Source organism: Streptomyces sp. NBC_01750 (assembly GCF_035918095.1).
Classification (GTDB): Bacteria; Actinomycetota; Actinomycetes; order Streptomycetales; family Streptomycetaceae; genus Streptomyces.
The window spans coordinates 7488216-7502233 of sequence record NZ_CP109137.1 but is presented as its reverse complement, the minus strand read 5'-3'; the positions used below and the strand labels follow the sequence as shown (position 1 = coordinate 7502233).

The 14018-nt window shown below is 69.3% G+C and carries 11 protein-coding genes; 7 read left to right on the top strand and 4 right to left on the bottom strand.

The genetic code is table 11. The annotated features are described in order from the left end of the window. Positions 1-150 precede the first annotated feature (150 nt). Positions 151-1149 (bottom strand): multicopper oxidase domain-containing protein, encoded by a 999-nt coding sequence (locus OG966_RS33860; RefSeq protein WP_326653852.1) that lies wholly within the window; start codon positions 1147-1149, stop codon positions 151-153. A gap of 195 nt (positions 1150-1344) precedes the next feature. On the opposite strand from OG966_RS33860, the gene OG966_RS33855 reads away from it, so the two are divergent. Both OG966_RS33855 and OG966_RS33850 read left to right on the top strand, forming a co-directional pair. Then, positions 1345-3828: a ThuA domain-containing protein gene (locus OG966_RS33855; protein WP_326653851.1), complete on the top strand. Its 2484-nt coding sequence runs from the start codon at positions 1345-1347 to the stop codon at positions 3826-3828. Between the two features lie 71 nt (positions 3829-3899). After that, complete coding sequence (locus tag OG966_RS33850) at positions 3900-6038, top strand: OmpL47-type beta-barrel domain-containing protein (RefSeq protein ID WP_326655488.1); 2139 nt, start codon at positions 3900-3902, stop codon at positions 6036-6038. 60 nt (positions 6039-6098) lie between these two features. On the opposite strand, the gene ligD is transcribed toward OG966_RS33850, so the two are convergent. Then, positions 6099-7136: a non-homologous end-joining DNA ligase gene (gene ligD / locus OG966_RS33845; RefSeq protein WP_326653850.1), complete on the bottom strand. Its 1038-nt coding sequence runs from the start codon at positions 7134-7136 to the stop codon at positions 6099-6101. Between the two features lie 54 nt (positions 7137-7190). On the opposite strand from ligD, the gene OG966_RS33840 reads away from it, so the two are divergent. After that, positions 7191-8261 (top strand): ATP-dependent DNA ligase, encoded by a 1071-nt coding sequence (locus OG966_RS33840; RefSeq protein WP_326653849.1) that lies wholly within the window; start codon positions 7191-7193, stop codon positions 8259-8261. A gap of 772 nt (positions 8262-9033) precedes the next feature. Next, positions 9034-9291, top strand: a complete 258-nt coding sequence (locus OG966_RS33835) for a hypothetical protein (RefSeq protein ID WP_326653847.1) — start codon at positions 9034-9036, stop codon at positions 9289-9291. Positions 9292-9321: 30 nt separating this feature from the next. Here OG966_RS33835 and OG966_RS33830 read toward each other — a convergent pair whose 3' ends face one another. Next, on the bottom strand, positions 9322-10284 hold the full coding sequence (locus tag OG966_RS33830; RefSeq protein WP_326653845.1) for a GlxA family transcriptional regulator: 963 nt from the start codon (positions 10282-10284) through the stop codon (positions 9322-9324). A gap of 237 nt (positions 10285-10521) precedes the next feature. Between OG966_RS33830 and OG966_RS33825 the strand changes: the two genes are divergently transcribed. Then, positions 10522-11169 carry a DJ-1/PfpI family protein gene (locus OG966_RS33825; protein ID WP_326653844.1) on the top strand — a complete coding sequence of 216 codons (648 nt, stop codon included), beginning with the start codon at positions 10522-10524 and terminating at the stop codon, positions 11167-11169. Continuing rightward, positions 11166-11612: a hypothetical protein gene (locus OG966_RS33820; protein ID WP_326653843.1), complete on the top strand. Its 447-nt coding sequence runs from the start codon at positions 11166-11168 to the stop codon at positions 11610-11612. Before OG966_RS33825 ends, OG966_RS33820 begins: the two co-directional genes overlap by 4 nt. A 54-nt stretch (positions 11613-11666) precedes the next feature. On the opposite strand, the gene OG966_RS33815 is transcribed toward OG966_RS33820, so the two are convergent. Continuing rightward, a complete protein-coding gene (locus tag OG966_RS33815) occupies positions 11667-12101 on the bottom strand; it encodes a YchJ family protein (RefSeq protein WP_326653842.1) in 435 nt (144 codons plus the stop codon). A 113-nt stretch (positions 12102-12214) separates the two neighbouring features. Here OG966_RS33815 and OG966_RS33810 point away from each other — a divergent pair, with 113 nt between their 5' ends. Next, complete coding sequence (locus OG966_RS33810; protein WP_326653841.1) at positions 12215-14017, top strand: hydroxysqualene dehydroxylase; 1803 nt, start codon at positions 12215-12217, stop codon at positions 14015-14017. Position 14018: the final 1 nt, after the last annotated feature.

Here is a 14018-nt window from a genome sequence, read left to right as displayed (position 1 = left end):
TCGGAGTCCCGTTGCCTGTCGTCCGAGTCTGCTCCCGATCCCGTGGCAGCGCATCCAGGACGACCGGTTTCCGCAACAGCGTCGTACACCGTAGAAGCCTCGGCGGCCGACACCGTCAGTGGCTGTGCCCGCCCTGCGCCGCGCCCTGGCTCACCCCCGACCCCGCCCCGGCCCCGCCTCAGCACCCGCCGCGACATGGTGCGGCTCGTACCCCGGAATCGTGCCGTCCGGCTTCGCCACCAGGAACAGTCCCGCCATTCCCATGTCGGAGTGGCTCTGCACATGACAGTGGTACATCCACGCACCCGCCCCCACATGTTCTCCCGCGATGATCTGGAAGCCGAAGGAGTCCGCCGGGCCCGTGATCTTGTTGTCGATGACGCGACTGACGTCGGCGGGCCCCTCCAGCAGGCCCGTCCTGTTGTCCGCCCAGCGATGACCGTGCATATGGAACGTGTGGTAGTACTCGCCGTGCGTGATCATGATGATCTCGACCCGGTCCCCCACCGTGGCCAGGAAGTCGGGGCTCTGGCCGCCCGGCCGGTTGTTGATCGTCATATCGTTGAAGACGATCGTGAACTGCTTGTCCGGGAGGATGTCGCCCTTCCTGCGGACCACCACAGGACCGTAGAGCCCCTTGCGAATACCACCGGTCCCGTGATCCGTGCCCACCACATGGTCGTGGTAGTGCCAGTAACCCGCGCTGCCCGCGCGCCAGGTGCCGTCGGCCCGCTTGCCCGGGGCGTGGGTGCGCCAGGTGTACGTACGCGTGCCGCCGGGTTCGACATGGCTCCTGCTCATCCTGGTGCCGTCATTGGCGATGTCGTAGTCCACCCCGTGGGCGTGCAGGCCGGCCGCCACGTCCATCGCGTTCTCGAACTCGATGTGCAGCGTGTCGCCCTCGATCAGCTCGATCAGCGGTCCCGGGACCACCGCCTTGCCCTTCTCCAGCCCATAGCCCATCCGGCCGTCCGCCAACTTCTCCGCGTACAGCTTGAGATGGCGTACGCGGCCTCCGGCCGGCGCGGTTCCCGGTGCGCTCTCCGCCGAGGTCGCACTGGTGGCGGAGGTGAGGGACAACGATGTCACACCCGTCGCCGCGACCGCGCTCCCGGCCAGCAGGCGCCTGTTGAAGCTTCGTCTGTCCATGTCGAACTCTCCAGTCGCGTACGGAGGTTGACGGGTCGGCCGACCCCGGAATCGGCCACACGGTAGCCGGGCGATCTTTGTTTATCCACAGTCAGGACAAAGTTCGTGCCATTGAGGTCATTCCTATTGGCGAACCGCGAAAAGAGGTCTAGTTTCCAAGGCTGTTGTTGTGACCTGAGAGGGGTGGGTGACCACATGAAGCGCGCACCACATCACCGGTCGAGATCCCGAAGAGGCGGTCTGGCGGCGGCCCTTGGGGTCGGCGCACTGACTGCGTCCCTGCTCGGCGGCGGGACCGCGGCCTCCGCCAAGCCCTATCCGGAGCCCCCGTCGACAACGTTGTCCCTGCCGTCGCCGCCGGGCGGCCCGAACGTACGGGTGCTCGTCTTCCACGCCTCGGCCACCGAGGAGTCGCCGACCGTCGACGCCGGTATCGCGGCCATCGAGACCATCGGCCAAACCGGTCCAGCCGCGGGCCGTTTCCGTACCGAGGCCACCGAGGACGCCTCCGTCTTCACCAATGCCACCAAGCTCGGCAGGTACAACGCGGTCGTCTTCCTCACCGGCGGCGGCGATGTGCTCGACCCGGAGCAGGAGGCCGGGCTCGAGTCGTACTTGGAGGCCGGCGGAGGCTTCCTCGGCATCCATGACGCGGCACGCACCGAGCCGTACTCCGACTGGTTCACCGGGCTGATCGGCGCCCGGCCTGCCGGTGCCGCGAGTACGGTCCAGCGCGCGGTCGTCGAGGTCGGCGACCGTCAGCACCCGGCCACCACATCGCTGCCGTTGCAGTGGAAGCGGCCCGACAAGTGGTTCAACTGGGCGGTGAACCCCTCCGGCAACGTGCACACCGTGGCGCGCGTCGAGGAGAACTCCTACACGCCGGGCACAGCCGCCAACGGCTGGGACCACCCGGTCTCCTGGTGCCGTGACTACGACGGCGGCCGCTCCTTCTACACCGGCATGGGCGGCACGGTCGACAGCTTCGCCGAGACCGACTTCCGCGACCATCTGCGCGGCGCGCTCGCCTGGACCACCCGGCTCTCGCGCGCCGACTGCAAGGCCACCATCGCCGCCAACTACACCGCCGAGCGCGTCACCCAGCCCAACCAGGCCGGGCAGAACGACCAGATCGGCGAGCCGCACGGCCTGGTCACCGCCCCGGACGGGCGGGTGCTCTACATCGGGCGCGGCGGCGCCGACTCGAGCAAACCCGTCGTCACCGACTGGAACAACCCCGACGTCGGCAAGGGCCAGGGCGAGATTCATGTCTACGACCCGAAGACCAAGAAGGTCACCCTCGCCGGGGCGCTCAGCGTCTTCGGCAACAAGGGCGGCGGCGACGAGCTGACCAAGGTCGAGGAGGGGCTGCTCGGTATCGAGCTCGACCCGGACTTCATGACCAACGGCTGGGTGTATCTGCACTACACACCGCACTCGCAGATCAACCGCGACACGCAGATGGCGGAGCGGCGGGTCTCGCGCCTCACGCTCGATCCGGCCGCCGACAAGCTGGACCTCGCCTCCGAGAAGGTCCTGCTCAAGTGGCCTGTGCAGATTCACAGTTGCTGTCACGCGGGTGGCGGGATGGCCTGGGACTCCCGGCAGAATCTCTATATCGCCACCGGTGACAACAACTCCTCCGGTTTCAGCGGTGGTTACTCCGGCAACAACCCGGAACCCAGCTTCAAGGGCGTCTCGTTCGCGGACGCGCGCCGTACCGCCGGCAACACCAACAACCTCAACGGCAAGATCCTTCGGATCCACCCCGAGGACGACGGGACGTACACGCTCCCTGCGGGCAACCTCTTCACGGGCAAGGAGCAGGACGAGGGCGGCGGCAAGACCCGCGGCGAGATCTACGTCATGGGCGTGCGCAACCCGGCACGTATCTTCATCGACAAGTCGACGGACATCCTCTACGCGGGCTGGGTCGGCCCCGACGCCGGTACGCCGAGCACCACCTGGGGCCCGGCCAAGTACGACACCTTCTCCGCCATCATCAAGGCGGGCAACCACGGCTGGCCGTACTGCATGGGCAACAAGCAGCCCTACCGCGACCGCAATCTGCCCGATCCGGGCAAGCCTCTCGGCTGGTACAGCTGCGACGCCCCGAAGAACGAGTCCCCGAACAACGACGGCCTGGTCAATCTGCCGCCGGTCACCGCGAACACCATCTGGTACTCGCCGCAGGGCGGCGGCGTGGACTATCCGCGCGACGCGGGCGGCATCCCGAGCTACAAGGTGGAGGAGCAGAAGATCCTGATGCCGTGGCTCAAGGGCGGCGGCCAGGCGACCATGAACGGTCCGGTCTACCGCTACGACGCGGCGAGCGCCGGCAAGGACAAGTGGCCGTCGTACTGGGACGGAAAGTGGTTCGTCGGCGACTTCTACGACGGCGACCAGCCGCGGCACGCGGTGCTCACCGACCCCAGGACGGTCGGCAAGGGCGGCATCCCGGTCCACGCCGAATCCCTGAAGAAGCTCATCCCGGTCGGGACCAACGGCATCCGCAATCTCATGGACTGGAAGTTCGCGCCGGACGGTTCGCTGTACGTCCTGGACTACGGGCGCGGATTCTTCACCTCCGACGCCAAGTCCGCGCTCTGGCACATCACCTACAAGGGCGGCGAGGCGACACCGCCCGCCGGCGACCTGGCACGGAAGGCGGCGCAGTGAGACACGTGAGGCACAGAACAGCAAGGCTGTGGGCGGCCCTGCTCGCGTCGCTGGCGCTGGTCCTCGGGCTGATGTCCGCGGTCGCCCACGGCCAGAGCGACGATCCGGCGGCCGATCAGATCCTCACCTGGACGGCAGGTGATTCGATCGAGAAGTACGCGTCGTTCCCGGCCACCGCGGTGGCGGGGAAGACGACGATCGTCTTCGAGAACAGCGCGGCGACCGGAAACACCATGGGGATGCCGCACACGTTGACCTTCGACGTGTCCGATCCCGAGTACAACAACGACGTACCGCTGAACATCCTCGCCAATCCCGGCGACGACCAGGGCGGCAGGCACACCGCCGAGGTCACGCTCACTCCGGGCCGGTACCGCTTCCACTGCACCATCCCCGGCCACGGCGCGATGCAGGGGATCCTGACCGTCACCGAGGGCGGCGGCGAGGACACCACTGCGCCCGACACGACCGCGAAGGTCGACGGCGACAAGAACGCCGACGGCGCGTACGTCGGTCAGGCCACCGTGACCGTGTCGGCGAGTGACGCCGGCTCGGGTGTGGACAGGATCGAGTACGCGGTCGGTGCGGCCGGCGCCTGGCGGGCGTACACCACGCCGGTCGTGGTGAACGAGGTCGGCACGCACAAGCTCCGCTATCGGGCCAGTGACAAGGCCGGGAACGTCGCCGCGGAGAAAGCGGTCGACTTCTCCGTCGTCGCCCCGCCGACCGACGACAGGACCCCGCCGGAGACCTCGGCGACGGTGAGCGGCGAGAAGGACGACCAGGGTCGGTATCTCGGCATGGCCACGGTCACGGTGACCGCGTCCGACACCGGCTCGGGCGTCAACACCATCGAGTACGCGATCGGTACGAGCGGCGCCTGGCAGCGGTACACGGCCCCGGTGACGGTGCACGAGGCGGGCACCCACACGGTCCGCTACAGGGCGACCGACAAGGCGGGGAACGCGGCCGCCGAGAAGTCCGTGGACTTCCGCGTGGTCACGCCGCCCGCCGAGGACAAGACCCCGCCGGAGACCTCGGCCGGGGTGACCGGTCGGAAGAACTCCGACGGCGCGTACATCACCAGCGCGGAAGTGACGCTCACCGCGACGGACCCCGGATCGGGTGCCTCCGGGGTCGACAAGGTCGAGTACTCCCTCGACGGCGGGCCGTACCTCGCGTACACCACACCGGTCGTCGTCGACCGGGTGGGCTTCCACACCGTCCTGCACCGGGCGACGGACAAGGCGGGCAACACCTCCCTGGCGCAGAAGGTGACGTTCACGGTCGCGGAGGGCGGCGGGGTCCCGGCGCCCAGTTGTCCCGAGTGGGACGAGCGGTTGACGGTGATCGTCGGCACGGTCGACACGGGTGTGCCCAACCGCATCACCCGCAGCCGCTGCACGATCAACGAGCTGATCGAGGACGAGAAGGACTGGTCCTCGCACGCGCTGTTCCTCAAGCATGTGGACAAGGTCCTCGACCAGCTGCTCGCGGACGGCGTCATCGATCAGCGCGAGCACAAGAGGATCTACAAGGCGGCCAAGCAGTCCGGCATCGGCAGGCCGGGGCAGCACACGGGCTACCGCGATCTGTTCGACGGCACGCAGGCTTCGTTCAGCAAGTGGCAGCATGTGGGCGGCGGTTCCTTCGGCCTGGGCGCCGACGGATCGATGACCAGCGGCACCACCAAGGGCGGACTCGGCATGCTGTGGTTCCCGCAGCGGCAGTACGGGGACTTCTCATTGAAGCTGCAGTGGCGCGACGACGCTCCCGGCCCGGGCAACGCCAACAGCGGTGTCTTCGTCCGCTTCCCGTACGTCCACGACAATCCGGAGGAGCCGCGTCCCGAGTGGGTCGCCATCAAGTACGGCCATGAGGTGCAGGTTCTGGACCGGCCGGACGGCGACATGTACAAGACCGGCTCGATCTACGGCTTCGACCGGGTGGGACTCGGCGGCGCCGGGGTGACCCCGAAGGGCACCTGGAACGACTATGAGATCCGGGTGGTCGGACAGCACTACTCGGTCTATCGCAACGGCGTCCTGATCAATGAGTTCGACAATGCGGGCGGCCAGGAGTTCGTACCGCCGCGCGCCGACGACCCGGGCACGGACGGCCGTCGGTACGCGTCGGGCTACATCGGCCTCCAGGTCCATGGCACGACGGATGTGATCTCGTACCGCAATATCCGCATCCAGGAGCTGTAGCGCCCGGGCCGGCTCGCCGAGGGCCACCTTCCCACGGGCGGGAAGGTGGCCCTCGGCTGCTCAATCGCTCTCTTTCTTCTTCTCCGTGTCCTTGTCCTTCTTCGCGCGGCTCGGCTGCACCCGCTTCGGCTCGCCCGGCATCTTCGGGTAGTCCGGCGGGTACGGCAGATCGCTCAGGCCGTGATCGCGCTCGTCCTTGCGGGCGAGCTCCAGCAGGCTCTCCAGGGAGAAGGCGTGGTCGTCCATGTCGGCGTGCACATCGCCGAGTTCGGCGTAGCGGGCGGGCATGGTCACCAGGTCGAAGTCGTACGGCGACACATCGTCGAGTTCGTCCCAGCGGAGCGGGGCCGAGACCGGGGCGTGCGGCTTGGGACGTACGGAGTAGGCGGAGGCGATGGTGCGGTCGCGGGCGGTCTGGTTGTAGTCGACGAAGATCCGCTCGCCACGCTCCTCCTTCCACCAGGCCGTGGTCACCTTTCCCTCCATCCGCCGCTCCAGCTCGCGGCCGACGGCGATGGCCGAGCGCCGCACATGCGTAAAGTCCCAGCGCGGCTCGATCGGCACGAAGACATGGAGGCCGCGACCGCCGGAGGTCTTGGGCCAGCCGCGCAGGCCGTGTTCGTGAAGGATCACGCGCAGTTCGTGTGCGGCCCTGACGGCGTCGTTGAAGTCGGTGCCCGGCTGCGGGTCCAGGTCGATGCGCAGCTCGTCCGGGTGGTCGACGGCGTCTCCGCGTACCGGCCAGGGGTGGAAGGTCAGCGTCCCGAGGTTGGCCGCCCAGATCACGGCAGCGACCTCGGTAGGGCGCATCTCGTCGGCCGTCCGTCCGCTGGGGAAGGAGATATGGGCCGTGGGAATCCAGTCGGGGAGGTACTTGGGCACGCGTTTCTGGAAGAAGGACTCACCCTCGACGCCGTCCGGGTAGCGCTCCAGAGTGGTGGGTCGGTCGCGCAGGGCGCGGGTGATCCCCTCCCCCACGGCCAGGTAGTACTGGGCCACGTCCAGCTTGGTGAGGCCCCGCTCGGGAAAGTAGATCTTGTCCGGATTGGACAGCCGTACAGTGCGCCCGCCGGCCTCCAGTTCCACCGCTGCACCCATGTGCGCCACGGTAGGCCGAGCGCAGATATGCCGCATATCGTGCAGAATCAATGCATGGATCTTCCTGTGATGCCGCCCGTCAAGCCGATGCTGGCCAAGTCGGTGAAGAAGATCCCGCCGGGTATGCAGTACGAGGCCAAATGGGACGGCTTCCGCGCGATCGTCCACCGGGACGGCGATGAGCTGGTGATCGGCTCCAGGACCGGCAAGCCGCTCACCCGCTACTTCCCCGAGCTGGCCGCCGATCTGCTGGCCAACCTCCCCGACCGCTGCGTCGTCGACGGAGAGATCGTCATCGCCCACGAGGGGCGGCTGGACTTCGACAGGCTCACCGAGCGGATTCACCCGGCCGAGTCCCGGGTGAAGCTGCTCGCCGAACAGACCCCGGCGAGCTTTGTCGCCTTCGATCTGCTCGCCATCGGTGACGAAGCCCTGCTGGACGCGCCGCTCTCGGTACGGCGCACCACCCTGGCCGCCGCACTGGCCGACGCCGAACCACCCGTACATCTCGCGCCCGCCACCACCGATGCCGAGCTGGCGCAGGAGTGGTTCCAGCGTTACGAGGGCGCCGGGCTCGACGGGATCATCGCCAAGCCGCTGGACCTGCCGTACCGGCCGGACGCCCGTCTGATGTTCAAGATCAAGCACGAGCGCACTGCGGATGCCGTGGTGGCCGGCTATCGCTTCCACAAGAGCGGCCCGATTGTCGGCTCACTGCTCCTTGGCCTGTACGACGACTCGGGCGCGCTGCAGCATGTCGGCGTCTGCGCCGCGTTCTCCATGAAGCGGCGCGAGGAGTTGATCGAGGAGCTCGAGCCGCTGCGGATGGATGCACCGGACGACCATCCATGGGCCGCATGGACGGACGAGAGCGCCCATGAGAGCGCCCGGCTGCCCGGTGCGACCAGCCGCTGGACCGGCAAGAAGGACCTCTCCTGGGTGGCGCTGCGGCCCGAGCGGGTGGTCGAGGTCGCCTACGACCACATGGAGGGCGACCGCTTCCGGCACACCGCCCAGTTCCGCCGGTGGCGGCCGGACCGCGATCCCTCCGGCTGCACCTATACGCAGCTTGAGGAACCGGTGCGGTACGACCTGTCCGAGGTGCTGTCACCCCCCGGAGAATGAGCAGGGTCCGTCACCCCGGCTGCCGCTCCGCAACGGGGAAGGGCCCGGTGAGCGCCTACGGACACCCGGGAGACCGGCCGCGCGGCCTCGAGACCGTCTTCGGGGATCAACCCACCGGCCCCGGGGGCCGGTTCGCGACCGTGGGCGTACGGTGCGCCCGTCCTCTTCGCCCGCACACCGACGGCTCACTGCCCCGACACCCCCGGCTCCACGAGTCGTTCGCGCGGCGGCGCCCCGATCTTCCTCGCGCAGGCGGCCCGGACGGCATGACACTTGATCCTCGAGGACAGGGTCGGCGACCCGATCAACCCCCTCTGCCACAGCGGCCACTTCACACGCAATGGGCCAGACGGTAACGGGCCGCCACCGTCCGTCACTCCGTTCGCTCCGCAGGACCACCGATGGGGAGGCGTCGACCGCGTTCGCGTAAGGTATGTCGGCGGTGCCGCCGGAGGCGTACGGCCGGGCGAGCCGGGCAGTGCGCACTTCTCGTACGAGCCGTCGTTCCTGACCAGTTCGGCCGGGACACGCTCGGCAAGTACGAGCCGTCGTTCCTGACCAGTTCGGCCGGGACACGCTCGGCAAGATCGCCGCGCTGTTCCGCCCCTTCAGAACCTTGCGTACGCCCATGGCCGGCCCCTCAAGGGGTGATCCGAAACGGTTGCCGCACAGAGACATCCCCGCCGCCAAAGCCGGCAACCGGTCCGGTACGTATGGAGGGGTAGGGCGCCGACCGCCGGCACCCGACGGAAGAAGCAGAGAAGGACTACACGTGACCGCGTCACCCCTCATCCCCGTACCGATCCCCGACAGCGTCGCCGCGCTGATCGGGTCCTGCATGCCGATCCACATCCTGCAGGCGGAGATCGACGCCGAGTGCGCCGCGCGTGAGGCGTACCGGTTCCGTAGCCCGCTGTGCGCGGAGGACCGGGCGGACCGCGAGCACGCACTGTCCACGCTGGCCATGTCCAACAAGATCCTTGCCGCATACAACCCGCGACTGATCATCAAGCCGGGCCGCACCTACTGACCGCCGCGTCCGGTCGATGATCCCGGGACGTCAGATCCGCTGAAGCGCGTCCGAGCCCTGGAAAGCGCGGCGGTAGGCGTGCGGGCTGGTGCCGACCTGGCGTTTGAAGCGGTCCCGGAACGCCGTCGGTGAGCCGAAACCGACCTGGGTGGCGATCCGGTCCACCGAATACCCCGTCGTCTCCAGCAGATACTGCGCCTGGCGGACACGGGCCCGGTGCAGCCACTGCACCGGCGTGGTCGCCGTCTGTTCGCGGAAGCGGCGGTTGAGCGTGCGGGTGCTCAGGCCCGCGTGCGCCGCGATCTCGCCGACGGTGAGCTCGCGCCCGGCGTTCTCCTCCATCCAGCGCAACAGAGGCTCCAGGGTCGCGCCGTCCGGGTTCGGCGGCCGGTCGTGAACGATGAACTGCGCCTGTCCGCCCTCGCGTTCCAGCGGCATCACCGAAAGCCGCGCCGCGTCGGCCGCCACCGCCGAGCCGTGGTCCCGGCGGATCATGTGCAGACAAAGATCGAGTCCTGCGGCGGCCCCGGCCGAGGTCAGGAACTGTCCGTTGTCCACGTACAGCACATCGGGGTCCACCTCGACCTCGGGGTGCAGTGCGGCGAGCGCGGCAGCGCAGAGCCAGTGGGTGGTGGCACGCAGGCCGTCCAGCAGACCGGTGGCGGCCAGGACGAACGCGCCGGCGCAGATCGAGGCGATACGCGTACCCCGAGCGGCAGCTGCCCGCAGCGCGTCGAGCGCCTCGGGCGCGACCGGCACGGTCGGATCGGCGCAGCCCGGCAGGATGATCGTGTCCGCATCGGCAAGTGCCTCCAGGCCCCAGGGCGCGCGCAGCGTGAACGCTCCCGCGTCGACCTCCTCCGCCGGAGCGCAGACCCGGACCCGGTACGCGGCCCGGCCGTCGGGCAGCCGGGTGCGGGCGAACACTTCGAGCGGCGTGGACAGGTCGAAGGCGATGACCCCGTCCAGGGCGAGTACGGCCACAGTGTGCATGGCCATAACCTAAGCGCCCGGCACTTTCCGGCCAAGGGGCTGTGAGCTGTGGTCCTGTGCCTGGAGCTACGGCAGGAGAGCCTGGCGAGAATCCGTTGATAGGTGGCTTTCGTGCCACTGTCGGCCGCCGTCGGCGCTCAATAGCGTCGGTTCGGCCGCCCCGCCGGGCGCGGCTCTTCACGAGAGTCCCGGGACATCGGGATTCCCGAGATCCCGAGACATGAGGACTGGTGCCGGATGCTCGCCCAGATCGTTCTGTTCGACGGCTTCGACCCGTTGGACGTGATCGCCCCGTACGAAGTGCTCGGCGCCGGCGGCGCACTCACCGTCGAACTCGTCTCGGCCGAGGGCCCTCGCGAGGTGCCCGGCGGCCTGGGCATGCTCACGCTGCGGGCCACCGCCGCGCTGGACCCCGAGCGCGCGGATCTGGTTCTGGTGCCGGGGGCCGCGGGCCGCATCTCGGACGACGGCGGCGCCGACACCGTCCCGGCGGTCCTCGGCCGGAGTCTCGAGACGCCGCTGCCCGGCCTGCTCAAGGCCGCCTGCGACCGGCCAGGCGTGACCATGACGACCGTCTGCGGCGGCTCCATGGTGCTCGCGATGGCGGGGCTCATCACGGGCCGCCGAGCCACCACCCATCACATGGGTCTCGACGCGCTCGCCGCGGCCGGGGTCCACGCGATCGATGCCCGGGTCGTCGACGACGGCGACCTGGTGACCGGCGCTGGCGTCACCTCGGGTCTGGATCTCGCGCTCCATCTGCTGGAGCGGGAGCTCGGACCCCGTATCGCGCACGAGGTCGAGAAGCTCTTCTCCCATGAGCGCCGTGGCACGGTCTGGAGTGCCCGCGGCACGGCCCCCGTCCTCGAAGGACTGCCGGCGTGACCAAGTTCCTGCTCATCGTCCATGTCCTGGCCGCGATCATCGCGATCGGCCCGGTGACCGTCGCGGCCAGCGCGTTCCCGGCCGCCGTCCGCAGGGCCCGGGCCGAGCCCGAGAGCGAAGGGGCGCTCGGTGTCGTACGCAATCTGCACCGCATCTGCCGGGTGTACGCCGTTGTCGGTGTCGTCGTGCCGGTGTTCGGCCTCGCCACCGCCAACAGTCTGCATGTCCTCGGCGACACCTGGCTGATCGTCTCCATCGTGCTCACCGCCCTGGCCGCCGGCATCCTCGGACTGCTGGTGCTGCCCGGGCAGAGCGCGGTCCTGGACAACCTCGGCGCGGTCACCTCCGCCAGGCTCGCCATGTCCACGGGGGTGTTCAACCTGCTGTGGGCGACCGTCACGGTCCTGATGATCGTGCGGCCCGGGTCCACCACCGGGGCGTGACCCGCCCCGACCGGCGCCACATACGTCCGGCCCGGGGTGAGCGCCCGCCGGCGCTCACTCCAGGAAGACACCGTCGACGTACACCCAGGCGCCGGCGTGCCGTTCGAAGCTGCTGCGCTCGTGCAGTTCGCCACGCTTGCCGTGCTGCCGGTAGCGGACGCGGAAGGTGACCGTTCCCGAGGAGTGGAAGGGGCTGCCCTCCGTGGTCTGAAGGATCTCCAGCCCCTTCCAGTGCATACCGGGGTCGAGTTCGAGGTGCGGCGGCCGGGTCGCGGGGTGCCAGGTGCGCAGCAGATACGCGGCGTCCTGTGCGACGAAGGCGCTGTAGCGGGAGCGCATCAGCAGCTCGGCGGTGGGGGCTGCGTGCTCGCCCGAGTGGAAGCGGCCGCAGCACTCGCCGTAGGTGGCGGCCAGGCCACAGGGGCAGGGCGAGGTGCCGGTCAGTGCGGGGGCGTGACCACGCCGGGAGCGGGAGCTGCGTCGGGACATGGGTCCATTTTCCAGCCATTGAACGAATAGGCCCACGCCGGGCTTCCGGGTCGCAGGGGATCTCCGTAGGCTCCTGCGCCGGACGCGACAGTTACCGTCGGTAAGGGGTGGGGATGGACCGGGTCGGCAACACACGACGCACTTTCATGGCGGCGGCGGCCGCGGCCGGCGGCACCGCGGCGCTGACCTCGGCGGAAACGGCCACCGCGGCCACCGCTGCGGAACGCACCGCCGTCCACGGCGCGCAGACCGCTCCGGCCGCGCGGTCCGTCGCCGTACTCGGCGGCGGGGTCGCCGGACTCACCGCCGCGCACGAGCTGGCCGACCGCGGATTCCAGGTCACCGTCTACGAGCGCAGGGCACTGGGCGGCAAGGCCCGCAGCATGGACGTCCCGGACAGCGCGAAGGGCGGCCGCCGACCGCTGCCCGCCGAACACGGCTTCCGCTTCATCCCCGGCATCTACCACAACCTGCCGGACACGATGCGGCGCATCCCGTACCCCGGTAACGCCAACGGGGTCTGGGACAACCTGGTTGCGCCACCCGAGATGTCGTTCGCCCGCACCGGGCGCGAGGACTTACGGATCCCGCTGCCCTGGCCGGGCCACAAGCCGGCCGAGCTCACTCTCGACGAGATCCGCCGCGCGCTGACCGCCGCGCTGGACACGGTCCTGGGCATCCCGGCCCATGAGACGGCCTACTTCGTGGGCCGCGGGCTCGTCTTCCTCACCAGCTGCGATGAGCGGCGCGACGGGACGTGGGAGCGCACGCCATGGTGGGAGTTCATCCGGGCCGAGCGGATGAGTTACGACTACCAGCGCGTCCTGGCCGTCGGACTCACCCGGAACATCGTCGCGACCAAGGCCGAGGAGGCCAGCACGCGTACGGTCGCCACTCTCCTCGAGGCCTTCGCCTTCAACGCGCTGGGCCGGGGCGCTGACGGACCACTCGACCGGATACTCAACGCGCCCACCAACGAGGCGTGGATCGATCCCTGGGTGACCCATCTGGAAGGGCTGGGCGTCCAGTTCAAGATCGGCTGGACGGTGCGGGAGGTGAAGTACGGCACCGGCCGTGTCACGGCCGCCGTGATCGAGGACCCGCAGGGCGTACGCCGGTCGGTGACCGCCGACCACTATGTATCGGCGATGCCGGTGGAGCATGCCCGGCGGACCTGGGGCGCCGAGCTGCGCGCGGCGGACCCGCAGCTCGGGCGCTGCGACACCCTTCGGACGGACTGGATGACAGGCATTCAGTTCTATCTCACCGAGCGAGCGCCGCTGCTGCACGGGCACCTCAACTGCATCGACTCACCCTGGTCCCTGACGGCCATCCAGCAGGCCGGGCACTGGCCCTCCCGGAACTTCCCGGCCGACTACGGCGACGGCGTCGCGGTGGACTGCCTCTCCGTGGACATCTCCGAGTGGGACAAGGTCGGCATCCTGTACGGGAAGACCGCCAAGCAGTGCACCCGTGCTGAGGTCGCCCGGGAGGTGTGGGCCCAGCTCAAGGCGAGTGTCAACGACACGGGCCGCACGGCGCTCAAGGACAGCGCGCTGCACTCCTGGTTCCTCGACCCGGGCGTGTCCGGCCTCGGCACCCCGAACCCGGCCAATGAGGACGAGCTCCTCATCCACCCGGTCGGCACCTTCCACAACCGCCCTAAGGCGGCCACCCGGATCCCCAACTTCTTCCTGGCCGGCGACTATGTCGCCGTCGACATCGACCTGGCCACGATGGAGGGAGCGAACGCCTCGGCCCGCGCGGCCGTCAACGCCCTACTGGACAACGTCGGTTCGTCGGCGCCGCGCTGCACGGTGCAGCCGCTCTTCCGCGCGCCCGAGGTCGAGCCGCTGAAGCGCCACGACCGCATCCGCTACCGGCTGGGGCTGCGCAACGCTTTCGACCTGGGGTGAC